The sequence below is a fragment of the Exiguobacterium chiriqhucha RW-2 genome, assembly GCF_000416965.1.
Taxonomy (GTDB): Bacteria; Bacillota; Bacilli; order Exiguobacteriales; family Exiguobacteriaceae; genus Exiguobacterium; species Exiguobacterium chiriqhucha.
Genome location: NZ_ATCL01000022.1, coordinates 19,088 through 37,638 on the forward strand (window position 1 = coordinate 19,088; position 18,551 = coordinate 37,638).

20 protein-coding genes are annotated in these 18,551 nt (G+C 52.6%); 19 read left to right on the top strand and 1 reads right to left on the bottom strand.

All coding sequences use genetic code 11. From position 1 onward, the window contains the following. Positions 1-11: 11 nt before the first annotated feature. Positions 12-794 carry a ParB/RepB/Spo0J family partition protein gene (locus tag M467_RS29665; protein WP_021067857.1) on the top strand — a complete coding sequence of 261 codons (783 nt, stop codon included), beginning with the start codon at positions 12-14 and terminating at the stop codon, positions 792-794. On the opposite strand, the gene yyaC is transcribed toward M467_RS29665, so the two are convergent. Further along, the gene (gene yyaC / locus M467_RS29670; protein ID WP_021067858.1) at positions 767-1,393 is read right to left on the bottom strand and encodes a spore protease YyaC; all 627 of its coding nucleotides are present in this window, start codon (positions 1,391-1,393) and stop codon (positions 767-769) included. The two genes, M467_RS29665 and yyaC, sit on opposite strands and share 28 nt — an antisense overlap. A 169-nt stretch (positions 1,394-1,562) precedes the next feature. Here yyaC and M467_RS29675 point away from each other — a divergent pair, with 169 nt between their 5' ends. The 18 genes from M467_RS29675 to rlmH all read left to right on the top strand — a co-directional run bounded on the left by M467_RS29675 (position 1,563) and on the right by rlmH (position 18,422). Continuing rightward, on the top strand, positions 1,563-2,501 hold the full coding sequence (locus M467_RS29675) for a mechanosensitive ion channel family protein (RefSeq protein ID WP_021067859.1): 939 nt from the start codon (positions 1,563-1,565) through the stop codon (positions 2,499-2,501). Beyond that, positions 2,491-2,694: a DUF951 domain-containing protein gene (locus M467_RS29680; protein ID WP_016509068.1), complete on the top strand. Its 204-nt coding sequence runs from the start codon at positions 2,491-2,493 to the stop codon at positions 2,692-2,694. Before M467_RS29675 ends, M467_RS29680 begins: the two co-directional genes overlap by 11 nt. A gap of 152 nt (positions 2,695-2,846) precedes the next feature. Further along, complete coding sequence (gene ychF / locus M467_RS29685) at positions 2,847-3,947, top strand: redox-regulated ATPase YchF (protein WP_021067860.1); 1,101 nt, start codon at positions 2,847-2,849, stop codon at positions 3,945-3,947. Positions 3,948-4,077: 130 nt separating this feature from the next. Continuing rightward, a complete protein-coding gene (gene rpsF, locus M467_RS29690; protein ID WP_021067861.1) occupies positions 4,078-4,365 on the top strand; it encodes a 30S ribosomal protein S6 in 288 nt (95 codons plus the stop codon). A gap of 37 nt (positions 4,366-4,402) precedes the next feature. After that, complete coding sequence (gene ssb / locus M467_RS29695; protein ID WP_021067862.1) at positions 4,403-4,912, top strand: single-stranded DNA-binding protein; 510 nt, start codon at positions 4,403-4,405, stop codon at positions 4,910-4,912. 41 nt (positions 4,913-4,953) lie between these two features. Continuing rightward, positions 4,954-5,184 (top strand): 30S ribosomal protein S18, encoded by a 231-nt coding sequence (gene rpsR / locus M467_RS29700; protein WP_015880232.1) that lies wholly within the window; start codon positions 4,954-4,956, stop codon positions 5,182-5,184. A 150-nt stretch (positions 5,185-5,334) separates the two neighbouring features. Continuing rightward, positions 5,335-7,326 (top strand): DHH family phosphoesterase, encoded by a 1,992-nt coding sequence (locus M467_RS29705; protein WP_021067863.1) that lies wholly within the window; start codon positions 5,335-5,337, stop codon positions 7,324-7,326. Further along, on the top strand, positions 7,323-7,766 hold the full coding sequence (rplI, locus tag M467_RS29710; RefSeq protein ID WP_021067864.1) for a 50S ribosomal protein L9: 444 nt from the start codon (positions 7,323-7,325) through the stop codon (positions 7,764-7,766). Before M467_RS29705 ends, rplI begins: the two co-directional genes overlap by 4 nt. A gap of 18 nt (positions 7,767-7,784) precedes the next feature. Then, the gene (gene dnaB, locus M467_RS29715) at positions 7,785-9,137 is read left to right on the top strand and encodes a replicative DNA helicase (protein ID WP_021067865.1); all 1,353 of its coding nucleotides are present in this window, start codon (positions 7,785-7,787) and stop codon (positions 9,135-9,137) included. Positions 9,138-9,373: 236 nt separating this feature from the next. Beyond that, positions 9,374-10,663, top strand: a complete 1,290-nt coding sequence (locus tag M467_RS29720; protein WP_021067866.1) for an adenylosuccinate synthase — start codon at positions 9,374-9,376, stop codon at positions 10,661-10,663. Positions 10,664-10,783: 120 nt separating this feature from the next. Then, positions 10,784-11,494: a response regulator YycF gene (gene yycF, locus M467_RS29725; protein WP_021067867.1), complete on the top strand. Its 711-nt coding sequence runs from the start codon at positions 10,784-10,786 to the stop codon at positions 11,492-11,494. A 3-nt stretch (positions 11,495-11,497) separates the two neighbouring features. Then, entirely contained in the window at positions 11,498-13,339 is a 1,842-nt protein-coding gene (gene walK / locus M467_RS29730; protein WP_021067868.1) for a cell wall metabolism sensor histidine kinase WalK, read from the top strand. Next, entirely contained in the window at positions 13,339-14,724 is a 1,386-nt protein-coding gene (yycH, locus tag M467_RS29735) for a two-component system activity regulator YycH (RefSeq protein WP_021067869.1), read from the top strand. The genes walK and yycH overlap by 1 nt, the downstream gene beginning before the upstream one ends. Continuing rightward, the gene (locus M467_RS29740; protein ID WP_021067870.1) at positions 14,711-15,535 is read left to right on the top strand and encodes a two-component system regulatory protein YycI; all 825 of its coding nucleotides are present in this window, start codon (positions 14,711-14,713) and stop codon (positions 15,533-15,535) included. The genes yycH and M467_RS29740 overlap by 14 nt, the downstream gene beginning before the upstream one ends. 13 nt (positions 15,536-15,548) lie before the next feature. Continuing rightward, on the top strand, positions 15,549-16,340 hold the full coding sequence (locus M467_RS29745) for an MBL fold metallo-hydrolase (protein ID WP_021067871.1): 792 nt from the start codon (positions 15,549-15,551) through the stop codon (positions 16,338-16,340). Between the two features lie 51 nt (positions 16,341-16,391). Continuing rightward, positions 16,392-17,660: a S1C family serine protease gene (locus M467_RS29750; protein ID WP_021067872.1), complete on the top strand. Its 1,269-nt coding sequence runs from the start codon at positions 16,392-16,394 to the stop codon at positions 17,658-17,660. A gap of 37 nt (positions 17,661-17,697) precedes the next feature. Next, the gene (locus M467_RS31650; RefSeq protein ID WP_021067873.1) at positions 17,698-17,859 is read left to right on the top strand and encodes a CxxH/CxxC protein; all 162 of its coding nucleotides are present in this window, start codon (positions 17,698-17,700) and stop codon (positions 17,857-17,859) included. An 83-nt stretch (positions 17,860-17,942) separates the two neighbouring features. Next, positions 17,943-18,422 (top strand): 23S rRNA (pseudouridine(1915)-N(3))-methyltransferase RlmH, encoded by a 480-nt coding sequence (rlmH, locus tag M467_RS29755; RefSeq protein ID WP_021067874.1) that lies wholly within the window; start codon positions 17,943-17,945, stop codon positions 18,420-18,422. The last annotated feature ends 129 nt before the right edge of the window (positions 18,423-18,551 follow it).

An 18,551-nucleotide genomic window follows, 5' to 3' on the forward strand; every position in this document is an offset into this window, starting at 1 on the left:
GAGGAATCATGATGGAACGGTTACCGGTTAAACACATTCGTCCCAACCCGAACCAGCCCCGTAAGCAGTTCGAACCAGAAAAGCTAGACGAGCTCAGGCAATCGATTGAACGTTATGGTGTGTTGCAACCAATCGTCGTCCGTAAAGCGAGTGGGTTTTATGAAATCATCGCCGGCGAGCGTCGGTTTCAGGCTGCTCAATTGGCCGGCAAGACGGATATCCCGGCATTGATTGTCACGGCCGACTCGGACCGCGTCATGGAACTCGCCTTGATTGAGAATATTCAACGTGCCGACTTGAACGCGATCGAAGAGGCGCTCGCCTACGAACAGTTGATGCAAACGCTCGGATTGACCCAGCAACAACTGGCCGAACGCGTCGGCAAGAGTCGGAGCCATGTGACGAACAGCCTGAGACTGCTTCGGTTACCGAGTGCGGTCCAGCATGCGGTCATGGTCGGTGAGTTGACGATGGGCCACGCCCGGGCCATCACCGGCATGAAATCGGTTCAGGCGATGGAACAGATTGCCCGTCGCGTCATCGCCGAGCAATGGACGGTCCGCCGACTCGAGCGCTATTTACAAAAAGAGCGCATTGAAAAAAAGACGCTCAAACGCTCGGACGCCGACGTGGAAGCCGTCGAGGCGGTGCTAGCGGAACGTCTTCAAATGGATGTATCGATTCGCCCGCGTCGAAAAGGGGGCGTCCTCGAGCTGAAGTATTTCTCGCAAGACGATTTGGAACATCTATTGACGTTGTTATCGCCTCAAGATTTCGATTCGTCACGAGACTGACGAAGTCGGGTGATGGCCGCCTCTTCTTGATGGAGCCGCCCGATGCGTGAGTCGAACTCGACGAACCCGTCGGTGATGAAACGGGCCAGCTCATAGACGAGGTGGAGGCGCGTGTTTTGCAAAATCATCATTTCCATGAAGCCACTTACGTTGACGACGGCTTTAATGTTGTATTCGCCGACCGAAGGGAGTTCTTTTTGAACACCGGCACCTGGGGCGAGCGGTCCTTCTGAGAAGAAGATATAACCGACACTCGACAAGCGACCGAGGCAAGCGTCGATGGCGATGATGAGGGGGCGATGGAACCGTGTCTGAATCTCATGGAGCGTCTCGACAAGGTTCAGCGCATGGACCGGTTTTGTCAACGTGCCGTACACATGGATATTGCGGACAAAGCGCTCCTCAAGGAACGTGCCGACGAGCGGTCCGAGCGAGTCACCGGTGGAACGGTCGGAGCCGATACAAACGAGGACAATCGGACGATGCGTCTCCTTTGCCAACTGATCATGCAGTTGATCGGCAAAGAGCTTGGATCCACTCCGTTCGGTATGTTCGATGAAAAAAGAGTATGGTTTATGAGGTTTTAGGCGAAACGGCATGAATCTCATCCTCTCTTCTAAGCTGCCTGCGTCTAGTTGCAATTGCGGAATGAAACCGTATTATCCCATTCCCGGAACACCAAAACTTATAACGTCCGGATGTAGGGTTTGAGAAAAGTCGTTAATTATGGTTTGATGGGTTAGAATCTATAACGCTAGAGGTGACAACATGGCTTCACAAAATACAGATACAAACTTAAGCACGGTAGCCGACGAAACGATGGATAGTGTCAATCGGTTCGTCGCCTATTTCCAAGACACGGAGATGTGGATCGGTCTCGGTATCAAATTGACCGGTGTCGCACTCATCATCTTGGCACTTTATGTGGCGTCACGTATTTTGACGTCGATGGTCCAACGCGTGTTCGCACTGCGTAAAATTAAAGAGCACGATATTGTGACGCAACGGCAAAATGAGACGCTATCGAAATTGGCCCAAAACACGATTCGCTATGTGCTCGGCCTGATCATGATTTTGACGGTGCTCGGGCAGTTTGGCGTCAATATCGCCGGTTTAATCGCATCGGCCGGGGTTGCCGGTCTGGCCATCTCGTTCGGTGCGCAAAACTTGGTGAAGGACGTCATCACAGGTGCGTTCATCATCTTCGAGAACCAGTATAAGAACGGGGATTACGTCAATTTAAACCAACAAGTCGACGGCACCGTCATCGAAGTCGGGATTCGAACGACGAAGTTGAAAGGGTTGAACGGACAAGTGACGATCATCCCGAACGGACAAATCATGCAAGTGACGAACTATTCACTCGAAAACAGTGTCGCAGTCGTCGATATCGGTGTCGCGTATGAAGAAGACATGGCTAAAGTTGAGAAGGCGTTGAAAGAAATCGCCCATACGGTCGAGGAGAAGTATCACGACTTGTTCATCGAACCAATTACGCTCGCTGGTGTGCAGTCGCTCGGACCATCGGAAGTCGTCTATCGTCTCATGGCCGAAGTTCCACCGACACAACACTTCGCGGCCGGTCGGATTTTGCATAAAGAGTTGAAGGCCGGGCTAGATGAGCGCGGAATCGAAATCCCGTATCCGCGTACCGTCATGATGCCGCCAACCACAACGACTAAAGGAGCGCCGGAAAATGCAGGCTAAATCGTATGAGTTGAACGATTTTGTAGAAATGAAGAAACCGCATGCGTGTCAGACGAACCGCTGGCAGGTGACTCGGGTCGGAATGGATATTCGCATCAAGTGTCAAGGATGCGGGGCGAGCGTGCTCATGCCGCGTCGCGACTTTGATAAGCGATTGAAAAAAGTGCTTAAACAAGAGAACGCCGCTGAATAAGTGGCGTTCTTCTCTATGTTGCAACCGTGAGTTGCGGTTTAATCGAGGACTAACTATAATTGTGAAGGATGTGACGGTGTGGTGTACTGAACGTACCCACTCCACAGACGGATCAACATTTCCCGGGAAAGCCGGATGAGGAGGACATACAAGTGGGATTAACAGCAGGAATCGTCGGATTACCGAACGTCGGGAAATCGACATTATTTAACGCCATCACGCAAGCCGGTGTAGAAGCAGCCAACTATCCGTTCGCGACAATCGACCCGAACGTTGGGGTCGTCGAAGTGCCGGACGCACGTCTCGATCGGTTGACAGAACTCGTCAAACCGAAGAAGACCGTACCGACCGCATTTGAGTTTACAGATATCGCCGGAATCGTGAAAGGTGCGTCAAAAGGAGAAGGTCTTGGAAACAAATTCCTCGCCAACATCCGTGAAGTCGACGCGATTTGCCAAGTCGTCCGTTGCTTTGAAGACGACAACATCACGCACGTAGCAGGAAAAGTCTCACCGATTGATGACATCACGACCATCAACCTCGAATTGATTTTGGCCGACCTTGAGTTGGTCGAGAAACGCATCACGCGCGTTCAAAAAATGGTCAAGTCGAAAGATAAGGGTGCACCTCAAGAACTCGAGGCACTTAAAATCGTTCAAGCCGTCCTCGAATCGGAGCGCCCGGCTCGCGTTGCCGAGTTGACAGAAGACCAGCTTGCGATCGTCAAACACTTCCAATTGCTCACGATGAAGCCGATGCTTTACGTCGCGAACGTCAGTGAAGACGAAGTGGCGGATGCCGATCAAAACCCATACGTCCAAGCAGTTCGTGAACACGCGGCGACAGAAGAGGCGAAAGTAATCGTCATCTGTGCCCGCATCGAAGAAGAAATCTCAGAGCTCGAACCAGAAGAGCGCCTTGAGTTCTTGCAAGACCTCGGCATCGAAGAATCAGGTCTCGATCAATTGATTCGTGCCGCTTACTCGACGCTCGGTCTCGCGACTTACTTCACGGCCGGTGAGAAAGAAGTACGCGCCTGGACGTTCAAGCAAGGCATGAAAGCCCCACAATGTGCGGGCGCCATCCACTCGGACTTCGAGCGTGGATTCATCCGGGCAGAAGTCGTCTCGTATGAAGACTTGTCAGCTGCCGGCAATATGACGACGGTCAAAGAACAAGGGAAACTTCGCTCAGAAGGAAAAGAATATGTCTTCCAAGATGGCGACGTCGTCACGTTCCGTTTCAACGTTTAAGCCATTTTACGGAAACGTATTGTAAAACGAACAGAAGTTTGATAGTATATTATGACGTGAGTAAAACATTTGTTTGCTCCTTGCTCCTACAACCGGTAGGAGCCGTTAGTCCAAGAGGAGGTGAAAGATAATGCGTAAATACGAACTTCTTTACATTATCCGTCCATCAGTTGATGAGGAAGCTAAGAAAGCTTTAATCGAACGCTTCAACAACGTCATCACTGAAAACGGTGGTACTGTTGATAAAACAACAGACATGGGTAAACGTCGTCTCGCTTACGAAATCAACAAGATGCGCGAAGGACACTACGTTCTTCTCAACATCACTGCTGAGCCTAAAGCGATTCAAGAAACAGAGCGTCTCATGAAGATCTCTGATGACGTTGTCCGTCAAATGACAACTAAAGACGAGCGTTAATTCTTAACGCTTCATATTGCGAAAGGGGAGCTTTGAGATGATTAACCGAGTTGTGTTAGTTGGTCGATTGACACGCGATCCAGAAATGCGTTACACGCAGAGCGGGATTGCCGTAACTCGCTTTACTCTCGCTTGCGATCGTCCATTCACTGGACAAGATGGGAAGCGCGAGGCGGACTTTATTGATTGTGTCGTTTGGCGCAAACAAGCAGAGAACGTGGCACAATATTTGAAAAAAGGCAGCATGGCCGGCGTAGACGGTCGCCTTCAAATCAGTAGTTACGAAGGTCAAGATGGCCAACGTCGTTACCGGGCAGAAGTCGTAGCCGATAGCGTACGCTTCCTTGAACCACGCGGTGCCTCAGGGCAACGTGATACAGCACCGGCTGGAGATGTCTTCGGTGGTGGTGAGTCAAGTGGGTCAGGATGGGGCGCAGCCGCTTCTTCGACTTCATCTCAGTCCTCGAACTCAAACAAAGGTTTTGAAGCTGACCCGTTCTCGGGTGGCGGAAAAATCGACTTATCGGATGACGATCTGCCATTTTGATCGCGTCGATTCGAAAACTAAACTAAAAAGGAGGTCTTCACATGGCACGTCGTCCAGGAGGTCGTCGTCGTCGTAAAGTATGTTTCTTTACGTCGAACAACATCACCCATATCGATTATAAAGACGTAGAATTGCTCAAACGCTTCGTTTCGGAGCGTGGTAAAATTCTTCCACGTCGTGTGACTGGTACTTCAGCGAAATACCAACGTCCACTTACTGTCGCTATCAAGCGCTCACGTCAAATGGCTTTGCTTCCATACGTTGCAGAGTAATTTTTGACACACGGCTTATCCCTCGGGATAGGTCGTTTTTTGTTTTCTGAGCCGATGTAGGAGTGTAAGTGAAACGGGCGGATATGGTATGATAGAGCAGAAACCATTTAGACATCATGGGTGGAACACCACTCATTTTAGGAGGCACACATGCACAGTGGTGAAGCAATAACATCAGTGAAGAACCAGTACGCGCGTCACGCCGTTCCATATGTGATTGGAATGTTGGTCGCGTTAGGATTGGCGTTCTACAGCATTGTGGCGGCAATCACCCTGTTCGTGGGCACGCTGATTTTTTTCATCTATCAGCAAGTGACGATTCGACGAGAGCGCAAGGCATGGGAACAATACGTTCATTCCTTGTCGCATCGGATTGAAGATGTTGGGAAAGAAGCGCTCACCGGCATGCCGATCGGGATTCTCGTCTTTGACGAAGCTCGTCGCATCAGCTGGTTCAATGAACAGTCTCGACTCATCTTTGAGCTCGAGATGGAACTCGGAATCTCGATTGACTCGATTCACTCGGCGTTCACCGAATTGATTGAGGAAGAAGAGGACGAGGCGACCATCGAAGTCGGAGACCGCGTTTATCGGGTCCTCTACAATAGGGAGTATCAGACACTTTACTTGTTCGATATGACGGATGAGGCAGAGATTGAACAAAAATACTCGGAAACACAGACGGTAATCGGCGTCTTATACTTAGACAACTATGACGAGATGTCGACCGCTGTGGATGAACAGGTCCGGAGTGAAATCAATCGACGTGTGACTGTCCTCTTGAACCAATGGGCTCAAAAATACCACATCTATATGCGCCGGACGGCAGCCGACCGCTTCTTTCTCGTCATGAACGAACGGACGCTCTCTGAACTCGAGAACAACCGCTTCTCGATTCTCGATGAGGTCCGTGAGGCGACGAAAGAGCATAAGATTCCGCTCACACTCTCCATCGGGATTGGTTGCGGAGAGACGACGTTGACGGAACTCGGCAACTTGTCGCAATCGAGTCTCGATTTAGGGCTCGGACGCGGCGGTGACCAGGTCGTCGTCAAGCGTCATAACGGGAAAGTCCGCTTTTTCGGCGGCAAGACGAACCCGACCGAGAAACGGACCCGGGTTCGAGCCCGCGTCATCTCGAACTCGATGCGCGATTTGATTCGCGAGTCGAGCCGTGTCCTGATTATGGGGCATAAAAACCCCGATATGGATTCACTTGGGGCTTCGATTGGCATCATGAAACTGGCTGAATTTGTCGGTCGCGAGGCGTACGTCGTCATCCCGGCCGGCGAGACGAGTGTCGGCATCCAACGTCTCGTCAATGAAGTCGAAAACGACGAAGACCTATATAGCCGTTTTTTGACAGAGTTCGAGGCTCAACCGCTCATCGACGAACAGACGCTCCTCGTCGTCGTCGATACGCACCGACCGTCGCTCGTCATCTCACGGGACATTTTGGACCGGGCGGAACGGGTCGTCGTTATCGATCACCATCGCCGCGGCGAAGAGTTCATCGAGGATCCGGTCCTCGTCTATATGGAGCCGTACGCGTCATCGACGTGCGAACTCGTGACGGAGTTGATCGAGTATCAGGCCGGGACGCGCAAGCTATCGATTTTAGAGGCGACGTCGCTCCTCGCAGGTATGGTGGTCGACACGAAAGGATTTACTCTGCGGACGGGATCGCGGACGTTCGACGCCGCTTCCTTCCTTCGGATTCAAGGGGCAGACACCGTGCTTGTCCAACACTTCATGCGTCAAGACCTTGAATCGTATATCGAGCAGTCCCATATACTCGAAAACACGGATATTTATTCCGATGGTATGGCGATCGCCGTCGCTTCGGATGATGAAGTGCATCATCAAGTGTTGATTGCCCAATCCGCTGATCAACTCCTCAATATGGAGGGTGTTAAAGCGTCGTTCGTCATCGCCATCTTGCCAGACGGCCGGACCGGCATCAGTGCTCGTTCGCTCGGCGACGTCAACGTCCAAGTCATCATGGAGATGCTGGACGGAGGCGGCCATTTGACGAATGCGGCGACGCAATTGAACGTGAGCCGGGAACAGGCGAAGACATTATTGCAAGAAGCGATTGATCATTACATGACAGACGAAACAGAGGGAGAGGATTCTGAATGAAAGTCATTTTAAAAGTAGATGTTAAAGGTCAAGGTAAAGCTGGTGACGTCAAAGACGTCGCGGACGCTTACGCAAAGAACGTACTCTTTAAAAAGAACTTGGCGGTCGAAGCGACACCGGGTAACTTGAAGGCGTTCGCCGCGAAAGAGCGACGCGCTGAAGAAGCGGCCGAAGAAGAATTGAAGCAAGCCCAACAGTTGAAGGACAAGCTTGAAAAAGAGACGATCGTCGTCAAGACGAAGTCAGGTGAAGGCGGTCGCGTCTTCGGATCGGTCACGAGCAAACAAATCGGTGAGGCGTTGAAAGGAATGGGCTACAAGATCGACAAGCGTAAAATCGAGCTTGAACACCCAATCAAAGCGCTCGGGTTCACGAAAGTGCCGGTGAAGTTGCATCATGACGTCACGGCTTCGTTAAACGTTCATGTTCAAGAAGCGTGAAGGTGAGGTAGACAACGTATGAGTGATGCGATTCAAGTCAACACCCCGCCACATAGCGTCGAAGCGGAACAAGCTGTCCTTGGGGCCGTCATCCTCGATTCTGACCGGCTGATTACGGCCTCGGAACGGGTCGACCCGGACGACTTTTATCGTGTCAGCCATCAACGGATTTTTGAGGCGATGCTGAAGATTAACGACCGCGGCGAACTCGTCGATTTGGTCACGCTCAGTTCGGAGCTTCAAGCCCAAGGCATTCTCGATGAAATCGGTGGGTTGAACTATTTGGCGGAAATCGCCGAAGCAGTTCCGGCCATCGGCAACATCGGTTATTATTTGAACGTCGTCGACCAAAAGGCGGCGCTTCGCCGCTTGATTCGGACTGCGACGAATATCGTCTCGGACGGGTATGAACGCCAAGACGAGGTCGATGCCGTCCTGTCAGACGCCGAGCGGAACATTCTAAAAGTCTCGCAACGTAAAGGGCAGTCAAGCTTCCATCCGATCGGCTCGGTCTTATCGGACGCCTACTCGACGATTGAAAAACTGCACCAATCGAGCGGCGAAATCACCGGTATCGCGACCGGATTCAGCGATCTCGACAAGATGACGGCCGGTTTCCAACGCAACGACCTCATCATCGTCGCAGCCCGTCCTTCCGTCGGGAAGACGGCCTTCGCCTTGAACATCTCGCAAAACGTGGCCGTCCGTACCGGCGAGAACGTCGCCATCTTCAGTTTGGAGATGGGTGCCGAGCAGCTCGTCATGCGGATGCTCTGTGCGGAAGGCAATATCGATGCCCAGCGTCTACGGACGGGACGGCTCGAGGCCGAGGACTGGGGGCGACTCTCGCTCGCCATGTCGTCGCTGTCACAAGCCGGTATCTATATCGATGATACGCCGGGTCTTCGCGTCAACGAGATTCGGGCCAAGTGCCGCCGCTTGAAACAAGAGCACGGCCTCGGCATGATCATGATTGACTACTTGCAGCTCATCGTCGGGAACGGCAAGCCGGGCGAGAACCGACAACAAGAAGTCTCGGAAATCTCGCGTACGCTCAAAGCGATCGCACGTGAGCTTCAAGTGCCGGTCATCGCCTTGTCACAGCTCTCACGTGGTGTTGAGAGCCGTCAAGACAAGCGGCCGATGATGTCGGATATCCGGGAATCCGGGGCGATTGAGCAAGATGCCGATATCGTCGCGTTCTTGTACCGGGATGACTATTACGACAAAGAGAGTGAAGACGCCAACACGATCGAGATCATCATCGCCAAGCAGCGTAACGGTCCGACGGGGACGGTCAAACTCTCGTTCCGAAAAGAATATAACAAGTTCGTCAACATGGAGACGCAAGCCTTTGCGCCACCGATGTAGGACGAATGATTCTGCCAAAGGCGACGTCTCATGACGTCGCCTTTTTGGTCGGTCTTTAGACCTAAACGTATCTTGATTTTGAAGAATTTCATCATTGAACGAGAAATGACACGTCAATAACGAACGAAAGGTTACAACTTAAAAATATCGTTCGGTATTAGGTTGACTTTCAACAAGAGCAAGTGTACACTTACGGATGGTTTGAATAGAACGTTTATCTACAAGGAGGATTCATTATGTCATCAGTAGTCGTAGTGGGAACGCAGTGGGGCGATGAAGGTAAAGGGAAAATCACGGACTTCTTATCGAAGCAGGCCGAGGTCGTCGCGCGTTATCAAGGGGGAGACAACGCTGGTCATACAATCGTCTTCAACGATACGAAGTATAAACTTCACTTGATTCCATCGGGGATCTTCTACTCGGACAAAACATGTGTCATCGGGAACGGGATGGTCGTCAATCCGAAATCACTCGTCACGGAGCTCGCGTATTTGCACGAGCGCGGTGTGAGCACGGATAACCTCCGCATCTCGAACCGGGCCCACGTCATTTTGCCGTATCATCAGTTGCAAGACAAGCTCGAAGAGGACGCGAAAGGCGACGCCAAAGTTGGGACGACGCTCAAAGGGATCGGTCCTTGCTACATGGACAAAGCGGCGCGTATCGGGATTCGCATCGCTGACCTGCTCGACAAAGAAGTGTTCGCCGAGAAGCTCAAGACCGTCCTCGCGATTAAAAACCGCATGTTCGTGAAGATGTACGAAGTCGATGCGATTGAATTCGATGACATCTTCGAAGAATACTACGCGTACGGCCAACAGTTCGCCAAGTACGTATGTGATACATCGGTCGTGTTGAACAACGCGCTCGACGAAGAACAGAAAGTGCTCTTCGAAGGCGCGCAAGGTGTGTTGCTAGACATCGACCACGGAACGTACCCGTTCGTCACATCATCGAACGCGGCTTCAGGCGGCGTATCGAGCGGTGCCGGTATCGGTCCATCGAAGATCCATCACGTCGTCGGCGTCTGTAAAGCGTACACGTCACGTGTCGGAGACGGCCCGTTCCCGACCCAACTTGACGATGAGATCGGTCACACGATCCGTGAAGTCGGAAAAGAGTACGGTACGACGACAGGACGTCCGCGTCGCGTCGGTTGGTTCGACTCGGTTGTCGTCCGCCACTCGCGCCGCGTCAGCGGCATCACAGACCTTTGCCTCAACTCGATTGACGTGTTGACAGGTCTTGAGACGCTCAAGATTTGTACGGCATATGAGTTCGAAGGCAAGCTCCTCGACGAGTACCCACCGAACTTCCGCGTGCTCGAACAGTGCAAGCCGGTGTTCGAAGAGCTCCCAGGCTGGACAGAAGACATCACAGGCATCCGCAAGTTCGAAGACTTGCCGGTGAACGCGCAGAACTACGTCAAGCGCATCGAAGCGTTGACAGGTATCGAATTGTTGACGTTCTCGGTCGGACCGGCACGTGAGCAGACGGTCATCTTGCGTGATATTTACGAAGCATAAGATAGAGAGCCCTCGTGGCTCTCTTTTCATTTCCACGGAAATGGACCACGCTTTCTAACCTATAGAAAAAGAGTTACAATGTAGACATGTACGTTTAACGATAAGAGGAGGACTCACTGAATGGATCGTACGATTTTAGTGGTAGATGACGAACAACCAATCGCAGATATATTGAAGTTTAAGCTTGAAAAAGAGGGATACCAAGTCCACGTCGCGTATGACGGGGAAGAGGCGCTCGTGAAAGTCGAAGAAGTCAAACCGGATTTGATTTTGCTCGACATCATGTTGCCGCTCAAAGACGGCATGGAAGTGTGCCGGGAAGTCCGTAAGAAGTACGACATGCCGATCATCATGTTGACGGCGAAAGACTCTGAAATCGATAAAGTGCTCGGACTTGAGCTCGGTGCCGACGATTACGTCACGAAGCCGTTCAGCTCACGCGAGCTTTTGGCCCGCGTCAAGGCGAACATGCGCCGTCACGCAACGGCTCCGGCCCCAGAGACGAAAGGTGCCAATGACAACGATATCGTGATCGGTGATTTGACGATTCATCCGGATTCGTACATGGTCACGAAACGGGAAGAGAAAATCGAATTGACACACCGTGAGTTCGAGCTCATCCATTACCTCGCCCAAAACATCGGGCAAGTCATGACGCGGGAGCATTTGCTCCAGACGGTATGGGGCTATGACTACTTTGGCGATGTCCGTACGGTCGACGTGACAGTCCGCCGGTTGCGTGAGAAAGTCGAAGACAATCCATCGACGCCGACGTATATCATCACGCGCCGTGGTGTCGGGTACTATTTAAAAGCAGGAGAAGAAGACTGAACGATGAAACGGACGAACTTCTTTAAATCTATCCAGTGGAAGCTCGTCGTCATCTATGCGCTGCTCATTCTTGTTGCGATGCAAGTCATCGGAGTGTACTTCGTACGCTCCCTCGAACGACAATACATCAACAACTTCTCGCAGTCGCTCGTCGATCGGGCCAACCTTCTGAGCTATAACGTCAGTGAAGGGATCGCATCGAACGGTGGTGACTCGACCTCGGACCAGCAGTTGAACCAGGTACTGGATCAACTGCTGTCTGAGTTTACGGAGAGCACGACGCTAGCTGACGACATTCGCGAAGTCCAGATTATCGACACGAACAGTGTCGTCCGGGCGACGTCGAACCCGAACAACCAGAGTCTCGTCGGACAACGGACGGCGAACTCGTTCATTCAAAAATCATTCGCGACGAGCGGGGCGCAAGAGACGCTCGTCTATGAAGACTCGAACGAACGCATGCGCGTCGTTGCCGTTCCGGTCAAATCAGAAGTCGATGGGACGACGACCGGTATGATTTATATCGAGGCGTCGATGCAGTCCATCTACAATCAGATGGAACAAGTGACCCGGATCCTCGCGACCGGGACGCTCATCGCCCTCATCATCACGTCGATTCTTGGGATTTTGCTGTCACGGACGATTACGCGACCGATTGCGGATATGCGTCGTCAAGCCGTCGAGATGCGAAAAGGGAACTTCTCGCGAAAAGTTAAAGTCTATTCCGACGACGAGGTCGGCCAACTCGCCTATTCGTTCAACGAATTGACCGATGAGCTGATGGAGGCGAATGCCACGACCGAGGCTGAGCGACGCCGCTTGACGAGCGTCCTCGAGAATATGTCGGACGGTGTCGTCGCGACGGACCGCTCGCTTCGGGTCATCTTGATGAACGACCAAGCCCGTGACATGATTGGGCTCGCCGAAGAAGAGGCGATGGGTGCGAACCTACAGAACCTGCTCGAGTTTGACGACGAGATCGTCATCCCGGAAGACGGGACGATGCCGCCGAAACTAATCGACCTCAGTACGGACGAAGAGCTGTTCCTCGTCCGCGCCTACTTCTCGCCGATTCAAAAGCATAGCGGACCGATCACCGGTCTGATCGTCGTCTTGCACGACGTGACCGAGCAAGAACAAGTCGAGCAAGACCGCCGTGAGTTCGTCGCGAACGTCAGCCACGAGCTGCGGACGCCGCTCACGACGATGCGGAGTTACCTCGAAGTGCTCGCGGAAGGCGCATATAAGGACGACGAGCTCGCCCCGCGCTTCCTCGAGACGACACAAAACGAGACGGAGCGGATGATTCGCCTCGTCAACGACTTGTTGCAACTGTCGAAGATGGACAGCAAAGAGTATACGATGCAAAAAGTGAAGTTCGATTTTATCCAGTTCTTCAACGATATCATCGAGCGACATGAGATGACGAAAGGCGAGACGATTCAGTTCCGCCGTAAGCTCATGAAGCGTCGCGTGTACGTCCATGCCGATCAAGACAAGATGACGCAGGTCATCGATAACATCATCACGAACGCCGTCAAGTTCTCGCCGGAAGGCGGGACGATCACGTTCCGGACGATGCTCCGTGCCAAGCGGCTCGTCATCGGCATTAAAGATGAAGGAGTCGGTATCCCGAAATCGAACTTGAAAAAAATCTTTGAACGGTTCTATCGGGTCGACAAGGCCCGGGCCCGCAATATCGGCGGGACCGGACTCGGTCTATCAATCGCCAAAGAAGTCGTTTCTGCCCATGGCGGCGACATCTGGGCCGAGAGTGAGTTCGGGCGTGGGACGACGATTTACTTCACCATCCCGTTCGATACGATCGTGGAGGTGAATGACTGATGGAACGACCACGCTTCTTGGCGAAGCCAGAACTAGTGAAATCGCTCGTCTTGCTCACCTTGATCGTCACGTCCATCGTCCAAACGGTCATCCTCTGGGATTACCATCCGAAGTATCAGTCGGTCCAATCGGAGACGCAAGTCGCGACGGTGGATGAGTCGTTGCAGCGCCAGGCGCGTCAAGTCATCGTGCCGGCCCAAACGGTCGTCCATGAGAACAACGCCGTCTTTGCCACGAAGAACACGCCGAAGCAAATCATGCGCGTCATCCGGGAATCGTTCGAAGCGAGCGAGTTCAAACCACTCGCCGTCAAGAACGTCCCGAGTTTGTATGCGGGCGTCGACGAGGCCGTCGAACTGATTTTACCGGAAGCGTATTATGCGGACACGCTCAGCTACATGCTCCCGGGCTCGTACAGCCTATCCGGGAAAGTGCCGCAACGGGCCCTCATCTTCATGAAGGACGACACGTGGCGCATCCGTACCATCATGAGCGACCAGTCGCTCTGGGAAGGCCGCTTGTCGAAAGTCGGCCAAGGGGACGTCAACAGCCTGTTCTTGAAAGATTCGGACCGGTCGATGCGACGTGTCACGTACACGGATGAACGCGTCAACTATATCCCGGTCGTCGGACCGGAGATGAATGAGCTGTTCGCCTATGACGTGTCTCAAATTCAAATCTCGGCGCGCCTCGACTGGATGCGCGATACGTTCTTCCCGGGTGACCCGAACGTGCAGGAAGTCGATCCGGCCAGCTCCGTCGGCGCCCTCACGAACGGGATTAGCGTCGCCGAATACGATGCGAACCTGAACGCGAGCCGCTACCGTAACTTGTCGCGCAATAGCACGGAACAAGAGTCGGTCATCGGGCTCGACACGATCGTCGAGTTCGTCAACTTCCACGGAGGTTGGGTCGATGAGACGTCGGAGAGCCAAGGGTTGTCGCTTCGCTTCGATGCGATTACCCCGGCCAATCAAGGGTTTGAGACGACCGTGTTCCGGTTTCACGTGAACGGTTTCCCGGTGTTCAGTCAACGGGAGGCGTTCATCAACAACGACGCCGTCGATTTGTCGACGCTGCGTGTCGAGAACGACGGGACGCAAGTCCGGTCGATCACCCGGCACCATCTCGAAATCGATCGTTTGATCTCGGTCGGGACGACGCAGCTCGCGGATGGACAAGATGTGGTCGATACGCTCGTCAACGCAGGACGATTTGAAAACGTGACTGAGATTCGTCTCGGCTATGAGATTGAATACAATGAAGACACGAGCCGTTACGTCACGTTCTCCCCGAACTGGTTCGTTCGGGAAGCCGGAAGATGGATTCCATTCGATCAACCGGAGGACTGGACAGAAAGGATGATGTATCGTGGACTGGAGTAAAGCGAAAACGATTCTCCTCTTCGCCTTCCTCGCGCTGAACATCTACCTGTTGTTCCAGCTCTTGACGGAAACGTGGGCGACGGAGGTCGTGACGAACGACAATACGTCAATCGCGCAAATCTTGGACCAACGCAACGTCGATGCGTCGAAGTTGCCACGGATGGGTCGGGACATCGGCTATTTGACGGGATCGTCGGAACAGATGTCGGCCTCGATGATCACGCAGAATCGGGAAGCACAACTGGCGACGACACTCGACAACATGCAACTCGAAGTCGAGCTCAAACAGCCCGTCCCGCTCGATCAAAACGATTTGCGGACGACCGCGGCGACGTTCGTCTCAGAGTACGTCCCGTTCGGTTCCGAATATGCGTACTGGCGATATGACGCCGAGACGCGTCAAGTCGCTTTCGTACAGACGTATGAAAATAATAAAATTTTCTCGAACCCCGAAATCAACGGGGAGACGGAACAGTACATCGGTCCGTCGCTTTTATTGCTTCAACTGAACGAAGCGTTCGAAGTGACCGACTATAAACAACGTCATTTGACGAACTTGTCCTCGAAGTCGCAAGACGATCTCGTTTTGACGGCGAGCGAGGCGATTTCGCAACTCGCGGCCCGGAAATACTTCCAGCCGAATCAAGAGATGCGAGCCATCAATACAGGCTTCTATAGCCTGCCGCTCGACAGTTCCGGCAGCCTGATTATCATGCCGCCGCTCTGGGCAATCACGATTGACGAGGACGCCTACTTCGTCAATGCGATCGACGGGACCGTCGAACGAGTCGAATTTGATTCAGAAGAATGAAAGGAGTGATCGAGTGACTTTACGCTATAGTGTGCTTGCGAGCGGTTCGACCGGGAACGCCCTCTACATTGAGACGGAACGGGCGAAATTGCTCGTCGACGCCGGATTGACCGGGAAGGCGATGCAACAACGCATCACCGAAATCGGCCGATCGTTTGACGGTATCGATGCACTGCTCGTCACGCATGAGCACTCCGACCATATTAAAGGTGTCGGGATTCTCGCTCGAAAATATAACTTACCGATTTATGCGAACGCGAAGACGTGGGACGCGATGGAATCGTTGATTGGAAAAGTCGACCCGGCCTTGAAGTTTCACTTCGAGGTAGGGGAGATTAAACAGTTCGGGGATATCGAGATCGAGTCGTTCAACGTCAGCCATGACGCAGCCGACCCGATGTTCTACCAGTTCGCGCATGACGGCAGACGCCTCGCCCATATCACCGATACGGGCTATGTGTCCGATCGGATGAAAGGCGTCATCCGCGGGGCCGATGATTTTATTTTCGAATCGAACCATGACGTCTCGATGCTCCAAATGGGACGTTACCCGTGGAGCGTCAAGCGCCGGATACTCGGGGACTACGGTCACGTCTCGAACGAAGACGCGGCCATCGCGATGAGCGAGGTCATCGGGGATCAGACGAAACGGATTTATTTGGCTCACCTCAGTAAAGATAACAACATGAAAGAGCTCGCTCAAATGAGCGTCTCGCAAACACTTGGGACGCGTGATGTCGACCTCGGTCGCATCAAATTGTGCGATACCGACCCATCGACCCCCACTTCGCTCGTTTCTTTATAAGCGAACTTGGGAAAAGACAGATAACACACTGTCTTGAAGGGGGGACGCGTCGTGAATGAAGAGAGACACCATGAGTATGAACCTCAAGACGTCGAACCTTTAGAGCACGAAGCAGATACAATGAACGATGTAAAACCGACGTACCCATCTCGTAGCGAGTGGCGCCCGAAGCAAGAAGAACATGTGCGCCATAAGCCGCGAGTGAACTTAAAACCGTTGTTACTCGGAGGGGTTGGCGGATTCTTAGGAGCGGCTTTGTTCTTTTTGGCGATGATGCTCTGGGATTCCCCAACCTCTCGTTTTGTGACGAATGAACTGATTCGGACGGAACAAGCCGTCACTGTCACGGAATCTGACATCACGAGCGCTGTGACGGGCGCTAAGACGTCCGTCGTCAGCATTACGAACATCCAGCGGGCGTTCACCTCGGACTCGCAGTGGGAGGCCGGAGCGGGCTCTGGTGTCATCTATAAGGTCGACGGCGACACGGCGTATATCGTCACGAACTTCCATGTCATCGAAGAAGCGGATGAGATCAACGTCGCGTTTTCTGATGGACAAGTCGCTTCGGCGACGATTCTCGGAGAAGACCCGCTCAATGATTTGGCTGTCGCATCGGTCAAACTACCGGCCAATATCGACGTCGCCCCGATTGCCCTCGGGGACTCGACCGTGCTCCAGGCAGGCGAGACGGTCATGGCGATTGGGAATCCGCTCGGCGTCTTTTCAAACTCGGTCACCCGTGGTATCGTCAGTGGTGTCGAACGCACCGTGCCGGTCGATACGAACAGTGACGGCCTCATGGATTATAACGCCGAGGTCATCCAGACCGATGCAGCCATCAACCCGGGTAACTCCGGCGGGGCACTCATCAACATCCGCGGCGAGCTCGTCGGCATCAACTCGATGAAAATCGCCGAGGCGAGCGTCGAAGGGGTCGGCTTCTCGATTCCCGTCAACGTCGCGTTGCCGGTCATCGATATGCTCGAGCGTGATGGGGAAGTGACGCGGGCCCAGCTCGGTGTCACGATTCAAGAAGTCATCGCCGTACCGGGTAACGTCAGGGAAGAGTATGGGATTAGTTTTGATAACGAAGACGGGGTGTTCGTCGAGGCAATCACGCCCGGCAGTCCAGCCGAAGAGGCGGGCCTCCGCGTCGGTGACGTCATCGTCAAAATCGGCGACCGTGACATCAAACGTTACGTCGATTTGCGAGACGCCCTGTACCGAGACGCCACGGTTGGGGATAAGGTCACGATTGAATATACACGACGCGGCAAGGCAGGCAAAACCGAGGCCACATTAACTGAAGCAACCTAAAGGAGCGGCGACGCTTCTTTTTTAAGGAGGAAACATTGTGGAAAAAAAAGTATGCAAGGAACATGTTGAAATCGCTTTAGATATCATTGTGGATGAGACGGGGGAATACCCGTTGCTCGAAGAACTATCCACAAGTGGACAAGTGACATGTGAGTTCTGCGATGCCGACGCAACATATGTTGTGTCAAGCAAAAAATGATTATCAACATGTGGATTTGTGGATAACTCTGTGGATAACCCTATGGATAACTCCAAAAAAACTGTGGAAAAAGGAAGAATTGGATGAATATTTCAATTATCACGGTCGGCAAACTAAAAGAGAAGTATTTGAAACTAGGGATTGCCGAGTACACGAAACGCTTGTCATCCTATGCGAAAGTGCAGGAAATCGAGGTCGCAGACGAGAAAGCGCCCGAGCATTTGAGTGAAGCCGACATGATTCTAGTAAAACAAAAAGAAGGCGAGCGAATTTTGGCGAAAATCAGTCCGGACACGCATGTGATCGCCTTGGCCATTGACGCCAAACAACGAACGAGCGAAGAGTTCGCCCGTGAGCTCGATCAACTCGCAACGTACGGCAAGAGCAAAATCGCTTTCGTCATCGGCGGCTCGCTCGGCTTATCGGACGATGTCATGAAACGCTCGGATGATACGATCTCATTCTCGAAGATGACGTTCCCGCATCAATTGATGAAGCTCGTCTTGTGCGAACAGATTTATCGGGCGTATCGGATCAACCGGAATGAGCCTTACCATAAATAAATGAAGTCTAATAAAAGGTTGATGAGCTAATGCTTATCAACCTTTTATTTTGTTCTTAAGACACTTTCAAATAGAGATTAAGATCCTAATACAGTCTTATTTCTTGTATACAATTTAAAAAGGATTGTA